Source organism: Staphylococcus sp. CWZ226, from assembly GCF_018986355.1.
GTDB classification, from domain to species: Bacteria; Bacillota; Bacilli; order Staphylococcales; family Staphylococcaceae; genus Staphylococcus; species Staphylococcus simulans.
The window spans coordinates 249,082-275,594 of the sequence record NZ_JAHMSB010000003.1; the positions used below are offsets into that span (position 1 = coordinate 249,082).

At 35.7% G+C, this 26,513-nt stretch carries 27 protein-coding genes and 1 pseudogene; 8 read left to right on the plus strand and 20 right to left on the minus strand.

Annotated elements, in window-relative coordinates; translation table 11 throughout:
* Nucleotides 1-26: 26 nt before the first annotated feature.
* Nucleotides 27-1,565 carry a hypothetical protein gene (locus tag KRR19_RS04150; RefSeq protein ID WP_002480044.1) on the plus strand — a complete coding sequence of 513 codons (1,539 nt, stop codon included), beginning with the start codon at nt 27-29 and terminating at the stop codon, nt 1,563-1,565.
* Between the two features lie 128 nt (nt 1,566-1,693).
* On the opposite strand, the gene KRR19_RS04155 is transcribed toward KRR19_RS04150, so the two are convergent.
* The 9 genes from KRR19_RS04155 to KRR19_RS04190 form a co-directional block, all read right to left on the minus strand.
* A complete protein-coding gene (locus KRR19_RS04155; RefSeq protein ID WP_002480045.1) occupies nt 1,694-3,016 on the minus strand; it encodes an APC family permease in 1,323 nt (440 codons plus the stop codon).
* Nucleotides 3,017-3,046: 30 nt separating this feature from the next.
* The gene (tdcB, locus tag KRR19_RS04160; RefSeq protein WP_002480046.1) at nt 3,047-4,087 is read right to left on the minus strand and encodes a bifunctional threonine ammonia-lyase/L-serine ammonia-lyase TdcB; all 1,041 of its coding nucleotides are present in this window, start codon (nt 4,085-4,087) and stop codon (nt 3,047-3,049) included.
* A 42-nt stretch (nt 4,088-4,129) separates the two neighbouring features.
* Nucleotides 4,130-5,248 carry an alanine dehydrogenase gene (gene ald, locus KRR19_RS04165; RefSeq protein ID WP_216733462.1) on the minus strand — a complete coding sequence of 373 codons (1,119 nt, stop codon included), beginning with the start codon at nt 5,246-5,248 and terminating at the stop codon, nt 4,130-4,132.
* 321 nt (nt 5,249-5,569) lie between these two features.
* Nucleotides 5,570-5,710, minus strand: coding sequence for a DUF4411 family protein (locus KRR19_RS12190; RefSeq protein WP_002480048.1), 141 nt, complete (start codon nt 5,708-5,710; stop codon nt 5,570-5,572).
* 53 nt (nt 5,711-5,763) lie between these two features.
* Nucleotides 5,764-6,078, minus strand: coding sequence for a DUF4411 family protein (locus KRR19_RS12195; protein WP_308900672.1), 315 nt, complete (start codon nt 6,076-6,078; stop codon nt 5,764-5,766).
* Nucleotides 6,059-6,271, minus strand: a complete 213-nt coding sequence (locus tag KRR19_RS04175; RefSeq protein WP_216733463.1) for a hypothetical protein — start codon at nt 6,269-6,271, stop codon at nt 6,059-6,061. The genes KRR19_RS12195 and KRR19_RS04175 overlap by 20 nt, the downstream gene beginning before the upstream one ends.
* Before the next feature lie 85 nt (nt 6,272-6,356).
* Nucleotides 6,357-7,145: a putative hydro-lyase gene (locus KRR19_RS04180; RefSeq protein ID WP_070684389.1), complete on the minus strand. Its 789-nt coding sequence runs from the start codon at nt 7,143-7,145 to the stop codon at nt 6,357-6,359.
* Nucleotides 7,146-7,349: 204 nt separating this feature from the next.
* A complete protein-coding gene (locus tag KRR19_RS04185) occupies nt 7,350-8,810 on the minus strand; it encodes an MDR family MFS transporter (RefSeq protein ID WP_002480051.1) in 1,461 nt (486 codons plus the stop codon).
* A gap of 296 nt (nt 8,811-9,106) precedes the next feature.
* Nucleotides 9,107-10,705, minus strand: a complete 1,599-nt coding sequence (locus KRR19_RS04190; protein WP_002480052.1) for an FMN-binding glutamate synthase family protein — start codon at nt 10,703-10,705, stop codon at nt 9,107-9,109.
* Nucleotides 10,706-11,039: 334 nt separating this feature from the next.
* Between KRR19_RS04190 and KRR19_RS04195 the strand changes: the two genes are divergently transcribed.
* Entirely contained in the window at nt 11,040-11,744 is a 705-nt protein-coding gene (locus KRR19_RS04195) for an SDR family oxidoreductase (protein WP_002480053.1), read from the plus strand.
* A 103-nt stretch (nt 11,745-11,847) separates the two neighbouring features.
* On the opposite strand, the gene KRR19_RS04200 is transcribed toward KRR19_RS04195, so the two are convergent.
* Nucleotides 11,848-12,039 (minus strand): hypothetical protein, encoded by a 192-nt coding sequence (locus KRR19_RS04200; RefSeq protein WP_002480054.1) that lies wholly within the window; start codon nt 12,037-12,039, stop codon nt 11,848-11,850.
* A 175-nt stretch (nt 12,040-12,214) separates the two neighbouring features.
* On the opposite strand from KRR19_RS04200, the gene KRR19_RS04205 reads away from it, so the two are divergent.
* Nucleotides 12,215-13,339, plus strand: coding sequence for a hypothetical protein (locus KRR19_RS04205; protein ID WP_037556097.1), 1,125 nt, complete (start codon nt 12,215-12,217; stop codon nt 13,337-13,339).
* Nucleotides 13,340-13,558: 219 nt separating this feature from the next.
* Nucleotides 13,559-13,759, plus strand: a complete 201-nt coding sequence (locus tag KRR19_RS04210; RefSeq protein ID WP_002480056.1) for a hypothetical protein — start codon at nt 13,559-13,561, stop codon at nt 13,757-13,759.
* A 65-nt stretch (nt 13,760-13,824) separates the two neighbouring features.
* Here the strand turns inward: KRR19_RS04210 and KRR19_RS04215 are convergent, their stop codons facing one another.
* The 4 genes from KRR19_RS04215 to KRR19_RS04230 form a co-directional block, all read right to left on the minus strand.
* A complete protein-coding gene (locus tag KRR19_RS04215; protein WP_002480057.1) occupies nt 13,825-14,685 on the minus strand; it encodes a hypothetical protein in 861 nt (286 codons plus the stop codon).
* A 157-nt stretch (nt 14,686-14,842) separates the two neighbouring features.
* The gene (locus KRR19_RS04220; protein ID WP_002480058.1) at nt 14,843-15,583 is read right to left on the minus strand and encodes an acetoacetate decarboxylase; all 741 of its coding nucleotides are present in this window, start codon (nt 15,581-15,583) and stop codon (nt 14,843-14,845) included.
* A gap of 67 nt (nt 15,584-15,650) precedes the next feature.
* Nucleotides 15,651-16,334 carry a thiaminase II gene (tenA, locus tag KRR19_RS04225; protein WP_002480059.1) on the minus strand — a complete coding sequence of 228 codons (684 nt, stop codon included), beginning with the start codon at nt 16,332-16,334 and terminating at the stop codon, nt 15,651-15,653.
* Between the two features lie 194 nt (nt 16,335-16,528).
* Complete coding sequence (locus KRR19_RS04230; RefSeq protein ID WP_002480060.1) at nt 16,529-16,783, minus strand: hypothetical protein; 255 nt, start codon at nt 16,781-16,783, stop codon at nt 16,529-16,531.
* A 275-nt stretch (nt 16,784-17,058) separates the two neighbouring features.
* Here KRR19_RS04230 and KRR19_RS04235 point away from each other — a divergent pair, with 275 nt between their 5' ends.
* Nucleotides 17,059-18,618, plus strand: coding sequence for a BCCT family transporter (locus KRR19_RS04235; RefSeq protein WP_002480061.1), 1,560 nt, complete (start codon nt 17,059-17,061; stop codon nt 18,616-18,618).
* Between the two features lie 248 nt (nt 18,619-18,866).
* Here KRR19_RS04235 and KRR19_RS04240 read toward each other — a convergent pair whose 3' ends face one another.
* Nucleotides 18,867-19,790, minus strand: a complete 924-nt coding sequence (locus tag KRR19_RS04240) for an osmoprotectant ABC transporter substrate-binding protein (protein ID WP_002480063.1) — start codon at nt 19,788-19,790, stop codon at nt 18,867-18,869.
* A gap of 297 nt (nt 19,791-20,087) precedes the next feature.
* Between KRR19_RS04240 and KRR19_RS04245 the strand changes: the two genes are divergently transcribed.
* Together KRR19_RS04245 and yidC are read left to right on the plus strand one after the other, a co-directional pair.
* Entirely contained in the window at nt 20,088-20,657 is a 570-nt protein-coding gene (locus KRR19_RS04245) for a hypothetical protein (RefSeq protein ID WP_216733464.1), read from the plus strand.
* Nucleotides 20,658-20,883: 226 nt separating this feature from the next.
* Nucleotides 20,884-21,738 (plus strand): membrane protein insertase YidC, encoded by an 855-nt coding sequence (gene yidC, locus KRR19_RS04250; RefSeq protein WP_070684387.1) that lies wholly within the window; start codon nt 20,884-20,886, stop codon nt 21,736-21,738.
* A gap of 98 nt (nt 21,739-21,836) precedes the next feature.
* Here yidC and KRR19_RS04255 read toward each other — a convergent pair whose 3' ends face one another.
* Together KRR19_RS04255 and KRR19_RS04260 are read right to left on the minus strand one after the other, a co-directional pair.
* Nucleotides 21,837-22,763, minus strand: a complete 927-nt coding sequence (locus KRR19_RS04255) for a DMT family transporter (RefSeq protein WP_002480066.1) — start codon at nt 22,761-22,763, stop codon at nt 21,837-21,839.
* Nucleotides 22,764-22,903: 140 nt separating this feature from the next.
* Nucleotides 22,904-23,065, minus strand: a complete 162-nt coding sequence (locus KRR19_RS04260; protein ID WP_002480067.1) for a hypothetical protein — start codon at nt 23,063-23,065, stop codon at nt 22,904-22,906.
* A 1,182-nt stretch (nt 23,066-24,247) separates the two neighbouring features.
* Between KRR19_RS04260 and KRR19_RS04265 the strand changes: the two genes are divergently transcribed.
* On the plus strand, nt 24,248-24,487 hold the full coding sequence (locus KRR19_RS04265) for a hypothetical protein (RefSeq protein WP_002480068.1): 240 nt from the start codon (nt 24,248-24,250) through the stop codon (nt 24,485-24,487).
* Nucleotides 24,488-24,614: 127 nt separating this feature from the next.
* Here the strand turns inward: KRR19_RS04265 and KRR19_RS04270 are convergent.
* From KRR19_RS04270 to KRR19_RS04280, 3 genes and pseudogenes are all read right to left on the minus strand, one after another.
* Nucleotides 24,615-24,734, minus strand: a pseudogene (locus KRR19_RS04270) (protein rep); the annotation flags it as partial.
* A 3-nt stretch (nt 24,735-24,737) separates the two neighbouring features.
* The gene (locus KRR19_RS04275) at nt 24,738-25,088 is read right to left on the minus strand and encodes a DUF4064 domain-containing protein (RefSeq protein WP_023016211.1); all 351 of its coding nucleotides are present in this window, start codon (nt 25,086-25,088) and stop codon (nt 24,738-24,740) included.
* Nucleotides 25,089-25,126: 38 nt separating this feature from the next.
* Entirely contained in the window at nt 25,127-26,143 is a 1,017-nt protein-coding gene (locus KRR19_RS04280; protein WP_241964608.1) for a DUF4352 domain-containing protein, read from the minus strand.
* Nucleotides 26,144-26,513 lie beyond the last annotated feature (370 nt).

The window sequence follows — 26,513 nt, forward strand, 5'->3', positions numbered from 1 at the left end:
CATAATTAATAGAAAAGGTGGAAGCTATGTCACTCCCAACTCATTTACGTATTGAAGGTTCGCTTTCAGAAATTATAGAAGTATTAATGAAGTATGAAGATGCTTCAACGTTATCTCATGATAACTTATTTAAAACCAAAAATGTTGAAGCGATGTTATATCAACTATTTGTTAAACATATGAGTCAAAAAGAACGTCAAATCATAGAACGCTCAATAAAAACGTCTGAATATATGACTTTTATTGAGGAAAAAGATGCGCAACATATGCAGCTTTTAGCACAAACACATTATTTATTGCCAATACAAAAAAACTTAAATTATATCGATAATGAATTTCTGAACAACTACAATTACTATATTTTAAATGGTTCTCCAACAAAATTCCCTGAGTTAGCACAAACAGCCAAAGATCAAAATAGTATTAAATACTGGGTGGAATCTGGCAGACGTGCAAAAGATAATATGACACTCTCAGAATTCTTAGATGTAAACTTTACAGTTAATCAATTAAAAGAGATTTGTCGTACTCATAAAATCAAAGGATTTTCTAAAGGACCGAAAAAGCATATCATTCATTTAGTAGAACAAGCGTTTTTTGAGTCGCCTGACAATTTTATTGTCGGGTATTCAAAAGAAGCTTATCAGCTGCTTGCTTATTTCATATTAGAAAATCGTAATAGTATTCCAAAAAGCATAGCCGAAGACTTAAATACTGATTTCTGGCTGATTGATACTGATCGCTTAAATACAATTTACTTTATCCCTGCAAATACAATGAAACAAATCAAGGATTTCTTTAACACACATAAGATGAATCCTTTAGATTATGTTCGTCCTGAAGACCAAGTGTTATACCAAGATTCAACAAAGGGAACTGTAAAAGAAACAACTGAAGTGGATACATCACATTATACTGCCACAGATGAAGACGAAGCGATAAATTTAGAAGCAAAGCTAGAGCGATTACTTGCTCAAGAAGAACAGCTTTCACCTGAATTTGAATTTTTCGCGGTGTTATTAAACCTTTATGGCGTTGTGCCTTACCAATTTGCGACCACTTTATTCAACCGCTTCTTCAACGAAGCTAAAAGTGAAACAGAAATCAAAACAATGGCAGCAGATCATTTAAAAGATATTTTAGTCAGTGACAACGATTACTATATCCATCCTTTAATTGAAGAAGAATATCCAGATATCCTTGCACACTTTGAAGATATCAGTTATTTCGTTCCGACTAGCTATGAAGCACTGTTAACAGCTGGAGAACTTGATACATTAAACACAAATAAAAATATTCGTAACGCTCTCAAGTTCTTTTTAAAGCTTTTTAAAGATGATGACATGAAAGAATTTTTAATGGACATTATCGTTCTGCAACCGTTAAAAAAACACACAGACATAACACAACTGGATCATATTATAGAGGAACTAGCACTAGAACCTGAAGTTCGCAGATTCAACAATTTAGAAGTCAAACGTCATTTGAAAAAGCTTGCATATTATTTACCGCTATGGAAGTTACGTGGTCATAGCCAAGCAGAACTCGATGCTACTGCACGATAGAACTCTTTAACACAAACTCATATTAAAACAAAAAAAGGAAGTCACTTCATGACGCTGACCACGAAAGACTTCCTTCTTTAATTTGAAAGGTATAAATATAGAGGGTGAATGAATTTTAGAATACTAACTTATGACTTTACTTGTGCTTTCTTATAATAATAAATTGGAATTCCTGCTAAGGTCACGACAATCCCGATGATTGCCAGTACAGGTTGTGTAATTAATGTGTTAATTAATACAAATATACCTGCCGCTAAGGCAATGATTGGAATCACTGGGTACAACGGCACACGGTAAGGTCGTTGTAATTCAGGTTCTCGTTTGCGTAAAAGTATGACCGCTAGGAAAGCCATACAATAGAATGTCCAAATAACGAAAATCAACATGTTCGTAATCGTATCAAACGCACCTAACAACATCATTATTGTAGCGATAACCAATTGAATGACACCGCCTAACCAAGGTGTATCTGATGGCGTTAAGCTTAAGAATGCGCGTTTAAATGGTAATTGATCGATTTGTGCCATCGCATAAGGAATCCTCATGCCTGTCATCGTATAACCGTTCATGGTACCGTACACAGAAATCAAAATACCGATAGTGATAATCTTGCCGCCGCTTGCGCCGAATAGAATAGATGAAGCATCACTTGCGGCATTTAAGTTACCTACGATATGTTCAATCGGCAAGGTCATTAAGAACGTTGCGTTGATTAATAAATACACAACCATAATCAAGCCAATACCTAAAGCAATTGCGCCAGGTAAATCTTTCTTAGGATTTTTCATTTCCCCGGCAATATTACCGACATGAATCCATCCGTCGTATGCGAACATTGTCGCAAGCAAGCCGCTTCCAATCGCTTCAAACCAACCAGAACTTGTACCATTCACCACTGGGAATAAAGAGAATGATACTTCGCTGCTTTGGAAGAAGCCGAATAATACAATCATCGCAATTGGGATTAATTTAATTACCAACGTAATAGATTGGAGTAATCCGCCTGCCTTTGATCCTAATAAGTTGATTAACAACAATGTTAACGCACTCATAACAGCGATAGGCACTAAATAAATAATGTTAAGATGAAACAAGTTGATAATTTGCGTACCGAATATAATCGCCAGTGCGGCTACGTTTGCGGGAAAATAGATGAACCCTTGTGCCCATCCAGATAAGAATCCCCAGAAGTTGCCATACGTATATTCGATATATTTTGTCAGACCACCTGTTTCAGGAATGGCAGCTGCTAACTCAGCACCTGTTAAACCTGCACAAATGGTAATGAGACCTCCAAGGAACCAAACTAACATTGCCATACTCGTTGAGCCGGTCACTTCAGTGACACTGGAAACTTTGAAGAAGACGCCAGCACCGATTACCGAACCCATAACGAGAGAAAGTGCAGCAAAGAAACCTATATTTTTCTTTAAGGCTTTATCACTACTCATCAGGTTTACCTCCGTTCTGTCTTATTTCGGTTAACCTACTACACCTTCACTAGTATCGGCAGGTTCGAGTAATGTATCAATAATATGTGACACGCGTGTTAAATCGACGTTTCCACCAGACACGAGTGCGACTGTTGTTTTGTTTTTCAACCATTTCGGGTCAATTTTACCGCTTAGAATTGCTGCTGTCGGTAACGCACCGGCTCCTTCTGTGATAATTTTTGCGCGTTGCATTAAGTGACGCATCGCATTCGAAATTTCATCTTCAGTCACTAAGATAAATTCATCAACTAATTTATCTGCGACTTCATACGTTTTTTCACCTGGAATTGCGACTTCTGTACCGTCCGCAATGGTATGTGCAGTAAATTGTGACGTAATCTTACCTTGTTTCACAGATTCTGCCATACCATGCACATTCTCTGCTTGTACGCCAATGACATGGATAGACGGGTTGAATGATTTTAATGCGGTCGCAACACCTGAAATCAAACCGCCACCACCAACAGGTACAATCACCGTGTTGACGTTCCAAATACTGTCTAAAATTTCAAGTCCGATTGTGCCTTGTCCAGCCATTACTTCATTGTCATCGTAAGGATGAACAATCGTTTTGCCCGTTTCTTTCGCAAGCTGTTCCATATAGAGGCGAGAATCATTGAATGTCTCTCCTTTCAATATGACTTCTGCACCATAACCTCTGGTAGCTTCTTGTTTAGCAATAGGTGCTTCTTCTGGCATAATCACAGTCGCTTTGATACCTAATAACTTACCGGTCAGCGCAAGTCCTTGTGCATGGTTCCCAGCTGATGCGGTAATGATACCTTTTTCTTTTTGTTCTTCTGTCAGATGTAAAATTTTATTCAAGGCACCACGATATTTGAATGAACCCGTGAACTGCATGTTTTCTAATTTCAAATAAACATCTCCGCCAGTGATATCATTACTTAAGAACATGGATTGGATTAGCGGTGTTTTACGCACGTAATCACGAATCATCATTTTCGCTTCTTTAATGTCTTGAATATTACAATATTTCTCCGTTTGCATTACTGTACTGTTTACTGTCATTTCGCTCTCTCCATTTCTCTTTATATAGGGTAATTATTTCGCTTAATTCATTAACTTGTTTAACTCCTCGTAGGATAAGTCATGAGATTGTGCAAGTCCTTCATTCGTCACATGACCTTTATATATATTGACACCTGTCGCAAGTACAGGATTATCTTTAATCGCTTGTTCGATGTCTTTATTGCTGATTTCTTGTAAGTATTCGATATTACCTAAAGCAAGTGCCATAGTAGAAGTACGTGGTACAGCACCGGGTTGGTTTGGTACTGCGTAGAAGACAACACCGTCTTCAACATAAACTGGATTGTCAATCGTAGTTGGACGGATACCTTCAACTGTACCGCCTTGGTCAATCGCAATATCTACAACGACTGAACCTTCTTTCATAGATTGAATCATGTCACGTGTAACGAGTTTTGGTGGTTTAGAACCGGGGATAAGAATTGTTGAAATAAAGACATCCGCTGTCTTAATTTCTTTTGCGAGGTTTTCTTCATTAGATTTAATAACTGTAACGTCTTGACCTTTGAAGTGATCTTTAAGCCATGAGATACGGTCATCATTTAATTCGATAATTGAAACTGATGCTTGTAAGCCTAGGCCAATTGTAGCCGCATTGACCGCAGCTGATCCGCCGCCGAAGATAACGACTTTACCAGAAGGAATACCGTCAATCGCATCAATTCCTGAAATCAATATACCTTCACCTTGATGTTGCTTTTCTAAATAATATGCGCCCATCAACATAGAACGTCGTCCTGCGATGGCACTCATCGGCGCAAGTAAAGGTGCTTGTCCATCTTTCACAATCGTTTCGCCGCCGATTGCGGTAACACCCGCTTCTTGCATTGCCTCTACGGTTTCTTTAGATGATGCTAAATGTTGGAAGCCCCAGATGACTTGTCCTGGTTTGAAGAATTGGAATTCTTTCGCATCCGGCTCTTTCACTTTGACAATCAAATCCGCTTGCCATGCTTCTTCATGATTCACAATAAAGCCGCCTGCTTTCTCATATTGTGCGTCATCAAATCCAGAGCCTGTACCTGCATTATGTTCAACAAGGACACGGTGCCCATCTAATACAAGTTTCTTCACATTTTCTGGGGTGCAAGCCACACGTCCTTCACCTGGTTTAAGTTCTTTAATGATACCGATTTCCATGTTCATCTCTCCTTGTGAATATTTTCACATTTAATTTAACACTTATATACAATAAAGGCAAACTAATTATTAGACGTTTTATAAATAATTCTATTTTTAAACATAATCAGAATATTTTAGTAATTTATCATCCTTTTATAGTAAACGCTTACATACCATTTGTGACAAACATAATCTATAATGTTAAACCTAAAATGTCACAATTTGTATAATCACTTTTATATCGTAAAATAATTCTATTATTTTAAAATTTACTATGAGGGAAGCATGAAGTGAGTGTTAATGCAGGCATAAAAAAACCCTGGCTTTCGCCAAGGTAATTTATATACTCAAACTAATTTCTTTAAAAAATTGATTCATATCGATACATTCAATATTCAAGTCATCACATATATCTGGAATTTTTGGTGCTTTACTAGGTTGAGAAGTGGATAAGTTAACATTTCTATTTTCGTTAGTCATTATAGTATAGCCTTCTCTTTTAGCGATTGCGATTAACCAAGGGTCGGCAATACTTACATCTCTCCACCCTTTTCCATTCCAGAAATTGCGTCATTTTTATAAAAGTCACTCTCTTGTATATGCGTTAAAATGAATTGCCACTCGTCAAAGTAATCACTATGATTAAAAGTTTCACAACTATAATTGTTAGTTAGCCACTTTTTAAACCAAGGATCTTGATAGTTTTCTTTTAAAACAATATTAGGAATAATCACTTGTTTATTTAGGATTGAAGGTGAATTTTTCCAAAAGCTTGGAAAATAACCATACTTATAATAGCGGTCATAAAAGTTAATATAAATATTGGAGTCAAGAATATATTTTTTTATTTAGCACTAATAAACCTGCTGGAACGTGAATTGTTTTTGCAATTGTAACGAGTTGGTTAAAAGTTGGTTGTACCTCTCCGCGCATGATGTTTTCTATCTTTTCAACTTTCTTTTGAATTGCAGAGAGAGGGACGCTAGATTCATTGATATAGGCGTTCAAAACTTTTGTATTTATTGAAACACTTTTAACCATAAGCGTTGCCTCCTCTATTAGATTTAATTATTTATATCACGTCTTTTTTAAATGAAGTTAACGTTTAGTGTGCAAAAATCACACCTCAATCACTTAGTTCACTATCCTTAACATCTGTAATAAACATATGTCCAGGCGCATGTGTAATGATCAATTCAGGCTTAGCGTCTAAAGCTACAGATTGCGGTGTCACACCACATCCCCAAAAGACCGGGACTTCATTTTCTTTTATGTGTACCGGCTCCCCAAAGTCTGTTTGATTTAAATCTTTGATACCGATTGCTGAAGGGTCTCCGATATGGATAGGCGTGCCGTGAACATTTTTAAAGTGTGTCGTAATCTCAGTCGCACGAATCGCATCTTTCATAGTCATCGGACGCATACTTACAGTTATATTGCCGTCAAAACGACCCGCAGGTTCAGCAGGTATATTTGTAATATACATCGGTACGTTATGTCCTTCTTCTAGATGACGTAATGGAATACCCGCTTCTAACAACGCATGTTCAAACGTAAAACTACATCCAATTAAAAAGCTAACCATATCGTCATTAAATCGATGCTTGATATCAGACGGTGTTTCTATTAATTCACCGTTTTCATATACACGATAAGCTCCGACTTCTGTCGTAATATCCGCATTTTTACCATACTTTGAAAAGTTAACTTCCCCTACTTCAGATACATCTAATAGCGGACACGTTTTTGGATTTTTAAAACAGAATTTCAAGAAATCATAAGCATATTTTGAAGGTAGAATAACCACATTCGCTTGAATGTACCCCTTAGCCATTCCACTTGTATGCCCCGTTACTTCTTTATTACGAATCATTTGTCTTAATGCTTCTGGTTCCACATTTTGTAAATTTGCCATGTATAAACATCCCCTTTGTTTAAAAAATGGTATTTCTAATAGTTTATCAAAAATACTTAAACATGTGTTAAAGAACATTCAATTGTACACCTATTACCCACACTATCATGACCATGTTTTTCAGCTACTTTAAAAGAAATATCAGAATAGAAAAAATCAGCACTTCCATAGCGGAGATGCTGATTTTTATTTAGTGACTTTGTATTATGCAGTTGTATTTGATTCTTGAGTGTTAGGATGTTTCACTTTCTTTTGGCTTTTTAATAAGAACACACTTAAGAATGCGATAACCGCAATAATTACTGTGAACCAGAATGCTGCGTGATAACCGTTCAACATCGCATCTTGTGCAATTTGCGCTTGCATCACTTCTGGTTTAAGTCCTTGATAATCTGCCATATCTGGTTTAAAGATTTTCGCGAAGTGACTCATAATTGTAAAGAGAATCGCTGTACCGATAGAAGCTGAAATTTGTTGCATAGTGTTCGTCATAGAAGAACCATGCGCATTCATTTTCTGCGGTAATTCGTTCATCGTATGTGTCATTAATGGCATTAAACCTAACGCAATACCGATCATACGAATCGCATATACTGTTGTTAACATTACTAACGATGTTTTAGCATCCATAAAGACGAAATAAGTTGTCGTCACAACCACGATACCCATACCGATAAAGGCTAAAATTTTAGCGCCGAATTTCTCATAAAGGATACCTGATACTACAGACATAATCCCCATCACAATCGCACCTGGTAATAATGCTAAGCCAGATTCTAAAGCAGGTTTGCCCATAATATTTTGAATAAAGATCGGTAATACCGTTTCAGAACCAATCATCGCAATCATTGTAAAGGCCATAATAACAATGCCGACCGCAAATTGACCTTGTTTAAACACTCTGAAATCCAGCAATGGTGTTTCTAAACGTAATTGTCTGATGATAAAGAGTACCACTAACACAATGCCGCCAATAATCGTTGTTAGAACAACCGGGTCATCCCAACCGTCACGTGCGATAGAACTTGTACCATATAATAATCCGCCAAACCCTACAACAGATAAGGCAATAGATAAAATATCAATTGGTACTTTACTTGTCGTACCTACGTTCTTAATAAGTTTCAAACTCATTAGGAATGTGATTGCCGCAATCGGTGTTACTACGTGGAATAATGAACGCCAGTGTGAATACTCAACTATATATCCTGATAACGTTGGACCAATGGCCGGTGCTAAGCCAATCACTAAACCGAAAATCCCCATATATTTACCACGTTCTTGAGGTTCAAAGACATCTAAAATCGTTGTCATCATTAACGGCATCATAATACCTGAACCTAGTGCTTGTATAATACGCGCAATTAATAATACAGTGAAGTTCGGACTAAAGCCCGCAACCAGTGTACCTGCTAAAAAGATTAAAATGGATGTCAGGAACACTTGTCGTGTACTAAAGCGCTGAATTACCATCGCTGACAATGGAATCACAATACCGTTTGTCAGTAAGAATCCTGTTGTCAGCCACTGAACTTGTGTATATTCAATATTAAAATCTTTCATAATACTTGGTAACGCTGTCGCAAGTAAGGTTTCATTCAAAATTCCAAAGAACCCGCCAAGCAACATTGTAAAAATCATCCATAATTTGGTTTTGAGTGTCATACTTCATCTCCTCTTCCTTTTCTTCCTCTATTTTCTCAACCTATGTTTATAACGCACTAAATCATACCACACTAAAGTTGAATTACATTTAATTGTTGTTTAAATGTGCGTAAAAACACAGCGCTTAAATGAACTGTTTACTTATACTTGATGAATGTCGCATTGAAAATTATCCCACACCAAAACCAGCTATTCTATCTACATCATGGGTGTTTTGTAGCTTAACTCGACATCAACAACTAATTATAGACATTAAAAAAAGCTCTCACGCATCAAAGTGAGAGCTTGAACAACATTTATACAGATACTTTTTGATTTGTATCGACTAATTTTAATTTATAATCATAAATCGACTGTAAGTTGCCGTTCGGATTTTTAAGGATTAAATGATCTTGCGTAATTTCTGTCGGACTTTCGACACCGACAGCCGCTGCTAAGTTGAATAATCCTTCATGTAAACTTGTGATGTAGTTTGTGACACGATAGTTCTTTTCGTTCACAAACAAACCACGTTCTAATTTAGGGTTTGTCGTCGCCACACCGACTGGACATGTGTTCAAGTGGCATTGTTGACTCATAATACAGCCGACACTGATCATCATACCACGTGCGACATTGACTAAGTCTGCACCGAGACCGAGCGCAATCGCAATTTTATCAGGTGTCACCAATTTACCTGATGCGAAGATTTTCATTTTATCGCGAATACCATACTTCTCTAACATGCCTGTCACAATCGGTAAGGCTGTGAATAATGGTAAGCCGACGCTATCTTGTAATTCTTGATACGTCGCACCTGTACCCCCTTCACCACCATCAATTGTGATGAAGCTTGGATATTGTTGACGTTGTTTCATCGTTCTGACTAAGGCTTCAATTTCGTCGACATGACTCACCACAATTTTGAAGCCTACTGGTTTTTGTGCCGCTTCTTTCAAATCCATAATCCAATCTAATAAATCATCGTAATTATGAATGAATTCAAAGCGATTCGGTGAATTAATCGTTTTACCAGGTTCAACACTTCTGATTTTCGCAATTTCTTCTGTTACCTTAGCGCCTTCCATATGACCGCCACGTGTTTTAGCCCCTTGTGCTAACTTCACTTCAAAGGCTTTCACTTGGTCGATAGCTGCCTTTTGTTTAAACTTCTCTAAGTCAAACTCACCATTGGCTTTACGTACACCGAATAAACCAGGTCCGATTTGGAAGATAATATCGCCGCCGCCTTTACGATGGTGGTCAGATAAGCCGCCTTCACCGGTATTCATCCAAGTACCTGCACGTCCTAATCCCATAGATAATGCGGTAATCGCATTTTTACCTAGTGCACCGTAACTCATACCAGATTGTCCGACTAAACGTTTCACTTTATATGGATATTTTAAATCTTCTCCTAAAACAATCGCATCCTCATCCGACAGATAATAAGGGTCAACCTTTTCAGGGTCTCGATGTTCTTCTCGATCAAATAAGCGTTCGTTATCAACCTTATAGACAAACGTTGAAATTAAAGTCGATTGATCAATACGCATTTCCGTTGCTTGTTTTGGAAACATCGTGTTTTGAATAAAGAAGCCTGTTTCATAATCTGTCTGCGTTCCGAAGCTCGTCATACGTGATTTGTATTTACCAGCTTTCACGATGTCTGTATATTGACTACGTGAAAATGGTTTCCCTTTCGTGTCCTCTGAGAATAAATATTGACGCAACTCTGGTCCGATCTTTTCGAAGAAATAACGTACACGCGCCAACACAGGATAGTTACGCAACACACTGTGTTGTTGTTGCCGTTTATCTCTAAATAACAATACTAATCCAGTCACCAACAGTCCTATTACGACAAGCGCAATTAAGATGTTGATAATGAATTGAAGAATCGTAAGCAATAACATTATAGTTCCCCTCTCTCTATTTCTCTGCTTATCATGTATTACTTCAATTCCCAGCAGCCCACTCTGCTGAAATTGCACTAAATTTTAAATGTAATCCCATTGTATACCAAATTCCGTCGTGTTTCATCAGTCATTTAGAAAACGTTTACATTTTTGATGCAATATTGCTGAAAGGATGAGAAAAGCCGTTAATATTCTATCATTTTGCTTCAATTTTCGCATTCATAAGTCACCTTGTATATACTGAAGATGTTGGCTATTATCTTTACCTTAAGTAGAAAAAGGGAATAAAACAATATAAATGTAAATAAGAGAGAGAAAGGCGGATTTACTTATGACAGAATTGAATAAGAAAGTGGCAGTCATTACAGGCGCAAGCAGCGGTATCGGGAAAGGCATTGCCTTAAAGCTTTCAAATGAAGGCGCAACTGTAGTGCTTGTTGCTCGTGATGAAAAGAAACTAGACCAAGTTTCAACTGAATTACGTAAAGCAGGCGCAAAAAACTATGAAATTATCAGCGCTGATGTCACAAACCGTGAAGATATTGATCGTGCAGTACAACAAGCTGTAGAAGAATTCGGGAAAGTCGATATCTTAGTCAACAGCGCAGGTCAAATGAAATCGTCTGCGATTACAGAAGGTGAAGTACAAGCTTGGGACGATATGATTGATGTAAACCTTAAAGGTACATTATACGCAATCAATGCGGTCATGCCGCACTTCCAACAACAGCAAAGCGGTCATATCGTTAACATCGCTTCAATTTCGGGCTTTGAAGTGACAAAATCAAGCGCGTTATACAGCGCCACAAAAGCAGCTGTCCATGCGATTACACAAGGTTTAGAAAAAGAACTCGCAAAAACAGGCATTCGTTCTACCAGCATTTCACCAGGTATGGTCGACACAGCTATGACTAGTGATACAGATTGGGGTTCACGTAAAATGTTAGAACCTAAAGATATCGCAAATGCGGTAGTCTATGCGTTAACACAACCTAGTCATGTCAATGTGAATGAAATTACAGTACGCCCTGTTTAATATACAACTAAACAGCTTTAAACAATGAAAGTCAGGCAACACGCCTGACTTTTTACATATATAAACATATAAGTTGGATCTGTATTCAACGCATACCTTTACTTTAAATTTCTGGTTTGAACAAGATAAAATAAATACTAAATAAGACCAGATATACACCCATGAAAATACCGACACGTTTTAACAAGTATAAACCTGTATTAGAACGGTTTTTAATGAAGCGATTCGAAATCATGTTTGTGACGATAAAGCTGATAAAAATAATAATGACATAAATCAAAGCTGTCGTATCCATTGCGGTACTCCTTCACATTGTTATTTAGTTTAATGTATCACAACTTGGTGTTGAATCCTATGTAGAATTTCTATAATTAAAGATCAATCCATTTAATCTTTAAAATATTCGTTTTAAGGGAAAGATTGGTATAGAATAGATATAATACAATCTTACAATGCACGGGGTGACGCACATGAATTACTTGGAAGAGCAAAAACATAAATATATCGAATTAGCCGAAGCCATCGAATTCCATAATGCTGATTATAAAATAGATGATGTAGAGAAAATGTCTGTTCAAGAAATCTGTACGGATTATGGAAAGTATACGACGTTAAAAGAAAGACAAGTCTTAGAATCTATCTTGAAGTATCATCCTGAAGTCACAATCATTTCAGAAGACAAAGCCGATGAATTAAAAATATTAAGAAGAACAGATTTCGTTTATGAAATTGAGAAAAACTCTTATTTTGTAGAAACTGAGTTTTTAAACAACTTCAATAGCCACGTACTCAACCATAAATATGACTCTATCCCACCATTAGATGATGATGAAGAAGAAGCCATTCATGAAATGCGTGAAATAACACAAGCACGTAGAGATTATGAAGATTTCCAACTTGCTGACTTACTAGAGAGATACAATACTGAAGAATTAAAACAAATTTGTCGTGAATTTAAAATTACCGGCTTTTCTAAAGGAAGCAAAAGTGACATCGTTGATTTAATTCAAGATAAATTTACAAACAAAACTTCATTAATGTTCAAACGTCTCACGCAAAAAGAATTGAATTTAATTGCGTACTTCATCGCTGAAGAAAGCAACGTTATTCCTTACACGCATCTTGATGCCTTAAGTGTGAAAACTTTCTTCATTCAAGTGCAAGATGACTATGAAATACTTTATATGCCAATGGATATCTTTGAAGATTTAGAAGATTACTTCGAAGAGAATGATTTGAATCCATTAGACTTCCTTGATGAAGCAGATCGTGAGTTATTAGAAGAAATTGAAAAGTATCAAAAATTGAATAGCCTGCCGATTAATGAAGATGAAGATATCGATACTGCGATTTCTGCGTTTGTGGAAGCGGGCAAAGATGAAGACATGCGTGAAATGTTTAAAGAAATGTTCGACTTAAATCAAGATAGTGACGATGCGAAAGTTATGAATGCGATTATAGATGGTAAAGTCACATCTCAAGAAGAGTTAGATCAGTTCTTAGAAGAACTGCACAGTAAACCTCAAACAAAAACACAAGAACAAAATCATAAATCTTCTGGTAATGTCATTGATTTCAATCAATACCGAAGATAAAGCGATATAAGATAACACAATCATAAATACCTTATAAAGCCAATACTGAAAAGTACAAGCTTTATAGGGTATTTTTCAACTCAAACCTTAAACTTTATTCAACCTTTTACTTTATAATTTCAATTGGATAACGCATTATATCGTGATACACTGTCAGTGAAGTAAGTAGAATTACACTTACATTCAAAGCGCGACACAAAAAATAAAAGGAGCTTAACTATGACAGTCATCAAACAAATTAAAGAAGATATTGAAAAATTATTTGAAGCTGAAAGCGGCTATAAAATCTCAAAAGCTTCAGGTGTTCCTTATCAAACTGTTCAAGATTTAAGAAATAAGAAAACAAAGCTCGAAGATGCGAAATTCAAAACAATTATTAAACTTTATGACTATGCATCAAATAAACAAAGTGAAGCATAATATTAACGATAAAAGAACTTGATTCAACACATGAAAGCTGTCGAATCAAGTTCTTTTTCAATATATTAAACTTCGTCGCCATGTTCATCATATTTTGTCACATCACCGTCTGAATCAATGATATATGAACCGACTAAATTACCTTGTTTGTCTAAAATTGAGAAGCCCCAACCCCCATCATCACGACGTTCTGGTTCTTTGAAAGTATAACGGCTTGTATCTAATTGATGACCTTCATATTCTTCAACCTTATCAATCACATTTTCACGTGTCACCGTTTCTTCTGACTCTTCATCATCCTCATCAATTCCAGGTGGTGTCGCACCAATATAACTTTCAACTAGACGCACCGCTTCTTCATTCCCATCATACAACGGTACCACTTCTCCGCTATTCATAATACGTTGAGATTCCTCGCGACTATAATCTTCTTCTTGCCAACGATGATCTTGGAAATGACTCGGTACAGGATAAATCGTAATCGTACCATCTCCGTTATTTTTATAAACAACATATCCCGCGGCAGTAGGTGTACCTAACAAACTTTGAACACCTTGTTCATATCTAATCGACCCTGGTCCATACATAATCTTTCCTGACAAATCATCATGACTAATAGAGATATCTGCCGGATTTGCGCTTCGATAGCTTGGTAATGCGGCTAACCATACACGCGCAAGATATTCATCACTATTAGGATTCAAGTGACTAAATGCATTGTGTTTAGATTCAGATGCTTTTGAACCTAAGTGTTTCTCGTTGTTTTCTTCGCTTTTTTGATGATCTTCATATGTAGATTGTTCTTCTGATTGATGTTCTGTCTTTTCTTGGTCAGATGATGTTTGTTTTTCTTCTTTTTGCCCACAAGCAGTTAATAATAACGACGCTGCTAAGAGTCCAGTACCTAAATATTTAATTTTGTTCATTATGTCCCTACTCTCTCTTTATAATGACTTTCATACTTAATATTTAGTATACCTGAGTGGAATACAACTGTATTCATTCTTTACAAAAAAAGACATATTCTGTCTATTTGTTTAAAAAAAGAGAAACAAACATCAAAGCTTGTTTCTCCTGAAAAATTTATGATTCTTTTAAATAATCATGAATGACTTCCGGTCGGCCGAGTCTTAAGTCTGCCAATATATGTTGTGCATCGACAATTTCTTTGACCGGGAAATCTGCGAGCGGCGCATTCACATGTTCAAATAATTGTAGACGCGCATCACCACGGAATGCTTCTTTAATTTGAATATCTGTAATTTGAGAACGTGTCATTTCAAGTATTCTTGGTGTCCCATCGTAATTTGGCAATTGTTTCAACATGAAGCTTGGTTTGGTAATAAGTTGTTTCGCTTCTTCTGTTTCAATCGGATGGTATTTATAGGTCATCGTTGCTTGTGCAACGCGTAATGAATGATAATCTAATGTACCTACTAATGTATCGTTATCGACATATAGTCTTGGTTCTCCGTATTTCTTTGGAAATGTTGAAAGCTCTCTGCCTAATGCAATCGCAGGTTGATTGTTTAAATACATGGATAAGTAGAACTCGCCTTCTTCTCCATTGTATTCTACTGGAATCACTTGTCCGCATTCTGTATATGAACCAAGGCCTGTACTATCAGGCATATCAATGACTTCAAATTTGATTAAGTCACTTGTCACTTTTAGCGGTTCAGGTACGACTTCCTTTAGTTTCTCAATATCCGTGCGATACACAATGTTTAAAAATTCTCTATTTCTGAAATGAACATCCACTCTTGAATATGTCGGTGCATTCACAGGTGTTGAAGCTAAGTTCATGAGTTCTTTTTTATTCAATTCTTTGCCTCCTCAATATACATTGCTTACCTAAGCTTAAAGGCAACAACTTGAATCTTCAATCATTCTATTTTACCGGCACATCCCAAGTGCTTAAGTTTTCTGCCATATCCCAGAATTTATATTCATAATAACTTGTGCGTACGACAATATCTTCTAGTCGTTTTAAGTCCGCTTCTGAACGTCCTTCTGTCACTTTATTCATCAGTTCAACACAATCTTTCTTGAATTGTGTAAACTCCTCAGATGAATACATATCTACCCATTTTCGATATAATGGATGATCTTTCGCAGCATCTTGTTCTGCCAATTTCAAACCAATATAGTTGTAACTCCATGTACAAGTTAAAATTGCGGCAATCACATTTTCTACGCCACCGATTTGTGCCATATTCAACATATAACTTGTATAAGCGGTTGTCGTTTCTGCAGGTTCAGTAGCTTCTAATTCCGCTTCACTAATACCAAATTCCTTCGCATAACCACGATGCAAGTTCATTTCTGTATTCATTGTGCCATCTAATAATTGTGCATACGTCGACATCATATCTAAATCAATGGCTTTCGCGGCACCAATCGCAAATAAACGAGAATACTCAATTAAATAAATATAATCTTGTTTCAACCAATGTTTGAATTTCTCTTCATCCAAAGAGCCGTCAGCTAACCCTTTAATAAATGGATGTTCCATGTAAGATGCCCAAATTGGCTCAACGCGTTCATATAAACGATCTGTAAATAATTGTGTCACTACAAGTTCCTCCTAATTAGATTTGATTCAATATTTTTACTGCTTATCTTTAATCTAACCTATATCGACACAATATACAAAAATACGCCGGCTTGTTTCTAAACACAAGTCGACGCATTCAATTATCATGCTGAATAAAGCATGACTATTTAACATCTTGTTTGCCACCTGAAATAAATTGCGCAATCATTTGTTTAACCAATGCAACCACAACATCTAGCATCACTATCACCTCCATTGTGTGATAGTTTTAATATTTTATTTGAATTTAAAAGAACACCTTCCATTTTATGTGCTAAAGCTTTGCTCATACAAATAAACAATGAATAGCTTACAGTCTGACATTGTTTTTGGTCTCTGATGGGATAAATTTCAATATTTGTTAAAAACGTTGTAAATGCTTCTTGTCGATTTTGATATTCATTTTCTAAATTTTGTTCCCCAAGCATGTAAAATATTTTTTCAAATTTTTATAATACACCTTCACCCTCTTTTTTCTTATATATCAGTTTTTTTATTTTACCCCACCCTAAGTTGGATATAAATTCAAAAAATACCCCTTTTTTGAATTTACAATGATTTTTTCACTTTTTAAGCTACGATTTTCAAGAAGTTGAATTATTTGCTAGGTATGATAGCATGAATACCGTCTTTGCTTTTTTTCAATACTCAAATCAGAAAGGATGTTGCAGTTTTGAAGACGACTCATAAAGAGACAAACAAGATGTTTTCACCCGTATTTACTTATGCGTCTATACTTGTAGGTTTATTAGTATTAATCGGCGCAATTTTCCCTAACCAATTCGGCAAGGTTTCTGGTGCACTTGGGGCGTGGATTACAGAAACTTTCGGTTGGTATTATATGCTCGTCTTTTCTTTCATATTGGTTTTCTGTATTTTCTTAGTTTTTAGCCCAATCGGCAAATTAAAGCTAGGTAAACCTACAGACAAACCTGAGTTCCACACTATCTCTTGGCTGACAATGTTATTTAGTGCTGGTATGGGGATTGGCTTAGTATTCTATGGGGCTTCTGAGCCTGTATCACATTATTTAACTCCTCCTACAGCTTCTGCAGAATCGAAAGCAGCACTCGCAGATTCATTACGTGCGAGTTTCTTACACTATGGCTTTCACCCTTGGGCTGTTTACGGCATCGTAGCGTTATCACTCGCTTATTTCCAATTCAGAAAAGGCGAAGTCGGTCTTATTTCTAAAACATTACGACCACTTTTAGGTAAACGTGTGGACGGTTTACCAGGTACCATTGTCGATGTTTTAGCAGTATTTGCGACAATTATCGGTGTAGCGGTATCACTTGGTGTTGGCGCGATGCAGATCAATGGAGGCTTGAATTATTTATTTGGTATTCCAAATAACAAGTTAGTTCAAGGTATTATTATCGCAGTCGTAACTGTGCTTTTCTTATACAGTGCATGGAGTGGTTTAAGCAAAGGAATTCAATATTTAAGTAACTTAAATATGATTTTAGCTGCGATTCTCTTTGCGATTTTATTAGTCATTGGTCCAACTTTACTCATCTTAGACATGATGACTTCTGCGACTGGTGATTACTTAAACACTTTAATCTTTAACAGTTTAGACACTGCACCATTAAACCAACAAAAACATGACTGGATGCAGACATGGACAGTTTATTATTGGGGTTGGTGGATGAGTTGGAGTCCGTTCGTCGGTATCTTTATCGCCCGTATCTCTAAAGGACGCTCTATCAGAGAATTCGTTATGGCAGTCTTACTAGTGCCGACAATCGTCAGTATTTTCTGGTTCAGCGTATTCGGTTTAACAGGTATCAGTGTTGGACAAGAACATACTGAAATCTTTAAAATGCCACCTGAAACACAATTATTCGGTATCTTTAATGAATTGCCGATAGGCAGTGTCTTATCCATTATCGCACTCGCATTAATTGGATCATTCTTTATTACTTCTGCCGATTCAGCAACATTCGTTTTAGGTATGCAGACGGCATTTGGTACATTACGTCCAGCAGGATTCGTAAAAATTGTATGGGGACTTGCGCTTTCTGCGATTGCGTATGTATTACTGCTTGCCGGAGGCGAAACAGGATTAGACGCCCTACAATCTGCGGCGATTATCTCAGCCTTACCATTCAGTTTGGTCGTTATCTTAATGACGCTTTCATTCTATAAAGATGCGAATAGAGAGCGTAAAGCGTTAGGATTAACACTCTCACCTAATGAAGAACATACTAAGATTTTACATGCCGCATCTAAGAGACACTCGTCAGAAGATCGCTCATAAATTTAACTACATGCGTATCCATACGCTTCAATTTAAGGATAAACAAAAGCAGCACCTTCTCTTCTAATTTGAGAAAGTGCTGCTTCTTTATATTAATAACGTTTATTATTTCTAGAACGCATGATCTGACGTACAATACGTGTGACTAAACGCACAATTTGTCTCACTTGTCTTTGGTTAATTTTAGCCATAATCTACCTCCAATTTTTGTCAGTATAACATGGTCCTAACACAAGACAAATTGATAACTATTTATTTTCGAAATAGTTGTGTTTTTTGAGGAACCTTTCTGCGACTACGGCTGGCTCTTGTTTTTTGCCGTCTGATTGATAATTTAACTCTTGCATTGTTTTCGTAGAGACCTTGCCTTGAAGTTTTTCTAATGAATGTTTAATTTTAGGGTTCTTTCTTAGGAAGTCGTTCTTCGCAAGTGGACTTGCGTCATATGGCGGGAAGAATTTACGGTCATCTTTTAATACTTTCAAGTTATAAGCTGAAATACGGCCATCTGTAGTATAACCTAGAGCCACATCTAATTTATTGTTTTTTAAAGCATCATATACTAAGCCGATTTGCATAGGTCGGATACTTTTAAATTTAAACCCATAGGCTTTAGTGAAAGCCGGGTAACCATCGCCAGCACGTTTAATCCAAGTAGAATCTGTACCTAAACGCAACTCGTCTTTATGTTTCTTTAAATCCGAAACTGTTTCAAGATGATACTTGTCAGCCACTTCTTGAGTAACCATAAATGCGAAAGTATTTTCAAAGCCATACGTATCAAAGAACGTTTGATCATATTGCTTTGTAAAGCCTTTTTGAACAACATCCATAGCTTTCTTGGTGTCAGTAATAGGTTGTTGATTTAACGCTCCTACTAAATCTGTACCTGTATAACGCGTAGAAGAAATTTGCGCATCTCCATTCAATAAGGCGTTATGTTGAATAGTAGCTGAGCCTAAGTTGTTAATAATGGTTGGTTTTACTTTCCCTTTCGTATCATGTTCAATTTGTAGGCGAATCATATGTGCCATAATTTGCGATTCACTTGTTGCGAGTGCAGTAATTTTAACATTTTTACCTGGGCCGCCATCTAAGCCAGGTAACCCACATCCAGCAAGTATAAAGACACTTGTTAAAACTATCCCCATTAAATATTTAAACTTTTTCATTACAACCCCCACATTAATTTCTTTTATAATCATTTTATTTTCACAATTAACCACTACACATTATAACACATACATTTTTTGTGCATGCCATACCGTTTCCACCCTAACTTCAGTCTAACCTCACACAAACGTTAGACTAACTCAGGCGCTTTGTTCCTTGTCCTCACAACATTCTTCATCATTTAATCAATCTAGACATACCCTCTTTTTTAATTTAAAAGTTATAAAATGACAGTTGATTTTTATTGTATTTTATCTATATACTCATTACATAAAGAGAAAGAGGAGCTTAAAATCATGAAAGTTTATTGGGATTTAGGTGTAGAATTTTTAAGCCGGTTATTTACAGGTAAACTTCCGACTGTCTTTATTATCTTGGTTGTTGTTTCGACACTATTGAATTTTGTCATTGAATATATTTATGAGCGCTTTGAGAAACCAGAAAAGAATATTGTCAGCTCATTTTTGGCACTACTTATTGAAGAAGTAATTGGCTTCGTTATTTTTATCTTTGCGTTTATCGCTGCGATAAAGTTTTTAGATTCAGTTACACTTTCAAATTTAACTGATACGTCTGCGATAGCTTTAGGAGAAATAACACTCGTTAGTTATGTTGTTTTTAGTGTGTTATCTTTGCCCTCTTTATTACTTCAATTTGTTGAATCTAATATTGGAAAGCTCTTAAACATTGTGGGGCAGGTCATTATTGGCGGGTTAGTTTATTATGTGTTGTTTGAAACCTTGCCGATGACTATAACTTTTGATCTTCTATATACAGTTGTCGCATTATTTATTGTGATGATCTTAAATATCGTTTTATGGTCTCTTTCTATCAATACGTTGAAAAATGAAAAAGCAGCAGATTAGTTAATTATTCACTTTGTTTTGCCATTGTTTATCGTATTGTTTTTAGCTATGTTGTTTTATCTTTTCTCTTCTTTAATCGATACAGGTTCTATGTTAGGATTGTATCTTGTAAGTGTATAAGCAATTGTTGTCCTTTTTTCGCAACCCTTGTTAAGCGGTTGCTTTTTCAATGACTTCGATACGATGCTTAATTATTTTCAATAAAAAAAGAGAAAGGCAGAGAAAGATGAAAATAAAATACATACTGTTATTGACGTTATCTACAGTACTGCTCGCAGGTTGCGATTATTCAAAGAGTGAAAACCGCAATGGTTTCTTCTTTAATACTTTCGCAAAACCAATGGACAATTTACTACATTGGCTTGGTCATAATTTAAACGATAACTATGGTCTCGCAATTATCGTTATTGTATTAGCCATTCGCTTAGTTATGTTGCCGTTTATGTTAAGCCAAACTAAGAACGGTCAAATCATGCGTAAGGTTATGGATATTGCGAAACCTGAGATGAAAGAAGTACAAGAAAAAGTTAAACGTGCACGTACACAAGAAGAAAAAATGGAAGCACAACAAGAATTAATGGCTGTTTATAAAAAGTACGACATGAATCCAATGAAGAGTATGCTTGGCTGTCTGCCAATCTTAATTCAAATGCCTGTACTCTTCGGTTTATATGTCTCATTAAAATGGCCTTCACATGGCGGCATCACAGATCATCCTCACTTCTTATGGTTCAAACTGACAGAACCTGATGTTTGGATTACAATCATTGCCGGTGCCCTTTACTTCTTACAATCACTTGTCAGCATTGAAAATATGCCGAAAGAACAACGTCAAATGGGTTACATGATGATGATTATCTCACCTATCTTCATCATTTATATCTCATTCACTTCAGCTGCGGCATTAGGTCTTTATTGGTCAGTCAGTGCCATCTTTATGATTGTTCAAATGTTCTTTGCGAACAGATACTACAGTAAAGTTGCGGATGAAGAAGTAGCACGTATTAAACGCGAACAAGAGAAGAAAGAAGATAAACCTAAAAACACGAAAGTCATTTCTAAGAAAAATAAGAAAAAATAAGCATGATGAATTGGCCCGGGAAGTTATTTCCTGGGCTATATTTATATAACAAAAAGAACGTTTCTACCTGTCGTAAAAACGTTCTTTTTAATATGAATTTAGAAGAATCTTAGTAAGACGATGCCTATGAAGATACATATGATTCCAAAAATCTTACGTACATTAATCTTGTTTTTCTTCGCACCTAAAATGCCGAAGTGATCAATTATGACACCCATTAACATTTGGCCCAGCATTCCGACAATAGTCGTTAATGCGGCACCTAAATATGGCATTAAAACGATATTCGCTGTGACAAATACCACACCAAGTACCCCACCAATAAAATAAACTGGTTTGATTTTACCTACTTCTGGTTCATAAGTTGATAATTTAAATGAACGATTTACAAACGCTGTAATGACAATTAATGCGATTGCCCCTACAGAGAATGAAATTAATGACGCAAATAACGAACTATGTACTTGTTGTCCTAACTGACTATTGATCGCAGTTTGAATCGGTGGTGCAAACCCAAAGATAAATCCTATGACTAACCATGGTAAGACTTTATTAGCTTTTTCTTCTTTAGGTTGATGTTTAACATAATTCATCACAATGATGCCAATAAATAACAATAAGACACCAATCAGCTTTAAGAATGTGAATGGTTCTATTTTAGCTCCTAACCAACCAAAGGTATCAATCATCACACCCATAATGATTTGTCCAGCAATGGTTATAATGACTGTCAATGACGCACCTAGCCTTGGAAACAGTAATAGATTTCCTGTTAAGAATAAGACACCTAATAGTCCTCCAACGAACCACGTATAATTAAACGATTGACCAGAAAAGAAACTTAATGTGAAGTGACCAGGTGCAATAATCAAGTTTACAATGAATAAAAATAGAGCGCCGACTGAAAATGAGATTGCTGAAGAATAAAATGATGAGTGTGTATAGCGTATTAGTTTTGTATTAATAGAAGTTTGTACAGGAACCACCATTCCTGCAACTAAACCCAGTAAAAATAAAAACAGCATGCGCGCCCTTCTTTCCTACAATGATTAAAATAGTATAGCATAACTCAAACCTATTAGAAATCTCTGTTGTGAAATCTTCAATTGTCTATTTTTCCAACAATTTAAAAAGCTGCCGATGCGGCAGCTCCCAATCATTCTTCTTATTTACGTACTAATGCTAAAATACCTGCAACAAGTATTAAAATACCAGATAAAATTCCGAATAAACCAATGAAAATAAAGTTTAGTACGCCTCCTATAACAAGTAAAACACCCATTAAGACACGTTTTTTATTACTTAATTCCAATTGCTTTATTGACAATGAGCCTCTAAATCCTTAACAACCCCAAAACTTGTCGAATCGTCGGCTTAATAGCTCACGCTATGCCGACATTCGTCTACAAGTTTAGTTAAGGGTTCTTCTCATTGATCAATAAATTTTCTCGGCATAAATGCGTGTTCTACTTTTTGTTTTTCAATCTTTTCAACACAACAAAAAACGGCGTCATAAGTAGTGTAAAAAATAATGCGGAAATCAAATTTGCATACAAGTTAAACTCAATCGGCAATATTAAATCTAATAAAGATTGCAAAACAAAAAATGAGATAAAAAAATACATAAAAGATAAAAAGACTTTCAAAAATAAAACTCCTTTCCAGCAAATCTTATCACAATAGTTTTTGCTTTACAGGTCTACTTTTCGCCGTTATAATCTAGTTAAATCCTGTGAGGGCGCACTTATACGTTCTGTCCGAACGTGTGCTGAAATCGCAATCGCTCTTCGTCAATTTTCTTATTTTAAATTCAAAGAAACGGCTTGAGATATTCCGAGCAGTTACAAAAATTAATTTGTGTTGAATATTGCTACTGCATTTTTTAAAAAGTGATGTAGATTTATAGCCCATAACTTTTTTGAATTTCATCGACGATACGGCGTCGAAGGAAAAATAAATAGACCGTACGAAAGAAAAAAGCCAATCCAATTTTATTTGGGATGGCTTTTATTTTTTTAATGCCCTTATTTTTAATTTTAAGGGGACATTCTGAAGTTCCGTAAGATATTTACAGAGTTTTTTATCCGAAATTATTTATCAGCTCTTAAAACGCAAATGAGAGCTAAATAAATATATCATGATTCTAAAAAGCAAAAGTTCAATCAAAATCAGTGTCTGATTTTTAGACACTGCCCATTTACATGCAAACTAAAATATTACATAAAATCACTCAAAAATCAACTCGATTTTTAGTTCCAACAGGAGCAAGATTCTGTAAAAAATATCAAAATTTAGATTTGGGGTTAATTTTCTTGTAAGAGCATAAGGAAAATATGCATACATTTTTAAATTATTACTAATATGTATAAAGACAAGAAGAAACTCGTTTTCAACTCGTTTCTAAAAAAAACCAAAAAAGACAACACTAAATTCTTATGATAATATCATGACGAATGTTCTTACAGTTATATATTATAATTAAAAAGAGGGGATACTTGGAGGTAAAAAGATGAACATTAGAAATTTTAAATTATATGAAATTACCTTTTTAATAATTTCTATGCTATCAATTATCACAGTATTTCTTAATGTTGCTGATATATTAAAAATGCCAATACAATGGCAATATTTCTTTCAATCAATGATATTTTTATCTTTAGGTATAGCAACTATAAGAAAAATGAAAGTAAGTGCAATTATTGCCATTATAGCTAGTATCGTAATAATATCGTCTATTTTTTTCATATAAAAAAGCCCGCCAAAAGCGGACTTTTTTTATTTTAATAACGTTTTGCCCAAGTAGCTTTATATACCCATTTCTTTTTAGGTAATTGATAAGGATTATCTCGGACTAATCTTTTCTCAGCTGTTCCACAGTTAACCTTAAGTGCTTTTTGCCATAACTTAACCCATTCTGCTTGAGAAATATAATTATCTTTATTCTTAAAGTAACTGTTTTCAACACATAACAACACATGTATATGCTGATTATAACTGCATTATTTTCGTAATAACGCTAAGACACCCGCAGCTAAGATTAAAATACCTGCGATGATTCCATAGATACCAATTAAGAAAAAGTCTAGTACACCTGCGATAATGAGCAAGATACTCATTAATACACGCTTTCTCTTAATTAAACAACTAATTATGAATGTCGCTATACTCATCAATATAACGATAATACCTAACGTATAGATATCACTGCTTCCAGCATTTCCGACAGCTTCATTCGCACTTGCGACCATTAATGTGGAAATCCCACCAATAATCCCAAATATACTGCCGACAATGCCTAATACAATTTCTGCGATACGGTTTCTAGGTTTTTCATATCTTAATTCATCCATTTTTATAACTCACCTTTAAAACTAAAATTTATTTCTATCTACTCTTCTAACATCGCTTGATCTGCTGCTTCTTCTTGTTTTTGAAGTTCTGCATCTAATTTCGCTTGTTCTTGTGCCTCACGTGCTGCTTGTTCGTCTTGACGTTTCATTTCTGCTTCATAGGCACGTTGATCCGCTTCTTCTTGTTTTTGTCTTTGTGCTTCTTCTCGTGCATCTATTTCATCTTGGCGCTTCATCTCTGCTTCGAATTCTTTATCGATGCGATCTTGATTTTTTTGCCATTCTGCATCTTCACGCTCAAGTTGCTTTTGATATTCTTTATCCCATTCTGCTTCTAATTCATCATAAAGTTTATCAATACGTGCTGCTAAATCGTTGTATTCTTTATTTGTAACACCACGTGTGACGTGATTCATTCTTTCTCCATCTGTTAATGCGTTATATTCATCTACTAACGCATTGTATTCTTCTGCTGTGTATGGATAATCCTCGCTATCGTCTTCAGCTTTTGTTTTATCTTTCTTCGTATCCGATTGGCTGTCAGCTTCATTATAACTGCCATCTTTAATCATTGCTTGATGAAGGTTCCATTTCGCTTTAACATTTGCAGTTTTAAAATACGTGTCCATTTCTAAGGTATAGACTTTGGCTTCTGGAACATCAAATGTTAAAGTGCCTGTCGCAGTTTTACCTTGGTTTAATTGATGAGAGAAAATACCGTCTGTACCATCTCCGCCAATCCAATCTGGATACGTTTCTCCTCTGACGTTCATTGTAAATGCGCTAGAATCTACAAGTACTTGATCGCTGTTATTGTTTTTAAATTTCAATGTCACTTTTAATACTTTACCGTTATTAGGTGCTTCGTAATCTTCATAATCATTTACATACTCTGCTTTAACTACTCGAACATCTACACCGTCAGCATCAACGATTTGCCCTACTCTGAATGTTTTCATTTCTTCTGTTGCTTTACCTCTTGCTTCTGTACCTTCTGTCTTTTCTTCAGACTTTGCGCCACTGCAGGCAACTAATAAAAATAATACACTAATCATCAAAAACCAAAGTCTTTTCATCTTTCTCTCTCCGCTCTGTATTTAGTTGTGAAACGATGACATTTCAATGCATTTACCATCAAATTGTCTTTATAGGAATATTTTATAATACTTTTAAGTAAAAGCAATCTTTTTTCGAATATTTATGAAGGTTTAGTGAATATTTTTTAATTGATACTTTGGATTATAGGTAATTCAGATTAATACTATGTATAAATATAAAAAAGCTGCCATAGGCAGCTTTCAGACTGTCGACAAAGTCCTACGGACTTGTCGGCATTTTTTATTTTTTAACATTTTACATAATAACCTTTTCCCCATTTCTTGTATAATGATAGTAATAAGATAATGAGGTGATAGTATGCTAAAT

What these genes read in the sequence shown, in the direction of transcription:
- KRR19_RS04280 (WP_241964608.1), bottom strand. Translation starts at nt 26,143, where the DNA reads ATGATTAGTGTATTATTTTTATTAGTTGCCTGCAGTGGCGCAAAGTCT.
- yidC (WP_070684387.1), top strand. Translation starts at nt 20,884, where the DNA reads ATGAAAATAAAATACATACTGTTATTGACGTTATCTACAGTACTGCTC.
- KRR19_RS04155 (WP_002480045.1), bottom strand. Translation starts at nt 3,016, where the DNA reads ATGAGTAGTGATAAAGCCTTAAAGAAAAATATAGGTTTCTTTGCTGCA.
- KRR19_RS04245 (WP_216733464.1), top strand. Translation starts at nt 20,088, where the DNA reads ATGAAAGTTTATTGGGATTTAGGTGTAGAATTTTTAAGCCGGTTATTT.
- KRR19_RS04185 (WP_002480051.1), bottom strand. Translation starts at nt 8,810, where the DNA reads ATGACACTCAAAACCAAATTATGGATGATTTTTACAATGTTGCTTGGC.
- KRR19_RS04175 (WP_216733463.1), bottom strand. Translation starts at nt 6,271, where the DNA reads ATGGTTAAAAGTGTTTCAATAAATACAAAAGTTTTGAACGCCTATATC.
- KRR19_RS04195 (WP_002480053.1), top strand. Translation starts at nt 11,040, where the DNA reads ATGACAGAATTGAATAAGAAAGTGGCAGTCATTACAGGCGCAAGCAGC.
- KRR19_RS04210 (WP_002480056.1), top strand. Translation starts at nt 13,559, where the DNA reads ATGACAGTCATCAAACAAATTAAAGAAGATATTGAAAAATTATTTGAA.
- KRR19_RS04265 (WP_002480068.1), top strand. Translation starts at nt 24,248, where the DNA reads ATGAACATTAGAAATTTTAAATTATATGAAATTACCTTTTTAATAATT.
- KRR19_RS04235 (WP_002480061.1), top strand. Translation starts at nt 17,059, where the DNA reads ATGTTTTCACCCGTATTTACTTATGCGTCTATACTTGTAGGTTTATTA.
- KRR19_RS04200 (WP_002480054.1), bottom strand. Translation starts at nt 12,039, where the DNA reads ATGGATACGACAGCTTTGATTTATGTCATTATTATTTTTATCAGCTTT.
- KRR19_RS04180 (WP_070684389.1), bottom strand. Translation starts at nt 7,145, where the DNA reads ATGGCAAATTTACAAAATGTGGAACCAGAAGCATTAAGACAAATGATT.
- KRR19_RS04240 (WP_002480063.1), bottom strand. Translation starts at nt 19,790, where the DNA reads ATGAAAAAGTTTAAATATTTAATGGGGATAGTTTTAACAAGTGTCTTT.
- KRR19_RS04190 (WP_002480052.1), bottom strand. Translation starts at nt 10,705, where the DNA reads ATGTTATTGCTTACGATTCTTCAATTCATTATCAACATCTTAATTGCG.
- KRR19_RS04255 (WP_002480066.1), bottom strand. Translation starts at nt 22,763, where the DNA reads ATGCTGTTTTTATTTTTACTGGGTTTAGTTGCAGGAATGGTGGTTCCT.
- ald (WP_216733462.1), bottom strand. Translation starts at nt 5,248, where the DNA reads ATGGAAATCGGTATCATTAAAGAACTTAAACCAGGTGAAGGACGTGTG.
- tdcB (WP_002480046.1), bottom strand. Translation starts at nt 4,087, where the DNA reads ATGACAGTAAACAGTACAGTAATGCAAACGGAGAAATATTGTAATATT.
- KRR19_RS04215 (WP_002480057.1), bottom strand. Translation starts at nt 14,685, where the DNA reads ATGAACAAAATTAAATATTTAGGTACTGGACTCTTAGCAGCGTCGTTA.
- KRR19_RS04275 (WP_023016211.1), bottom strand. Translation starts at nt 25,088, where the DNA reads ATGGATGAATTAAGATATGAAAAACCTAGAAACCGTATCGCAGAAATT.
- KRR19_RS04150 (WP_002480044.1), top strand. Translation starts at nt 27, where the DNA reads ATGTCACTCCCAACTCATTTACGTATTGAAGGTTCGCTTTCAGAAATT.
- KRR19_RS04230 (WP_002480060.1), bottom strand. Translation starts at nt 16,783, where the DNA reads ATGCTTGGGGAACAAAATTTAGAAAATGAATATCAAAATCGACAAGAA.
- KRR19_RS04205 (WP_037556097.1), top strand. Translation starts at nt 12,215, where the DNA reads ATGAATTACTTGGAAGAGCAAAAACATAAATATATCGAATTAGCCGAA.
- KRR19_RS12190 (WP_002480048.1), bottom strand. Translation starts at nt 5,710, where the DNA reads ATGACTAACGAAAATAGAAATGTTAACTTATCCACTTCTCAACCTAGT.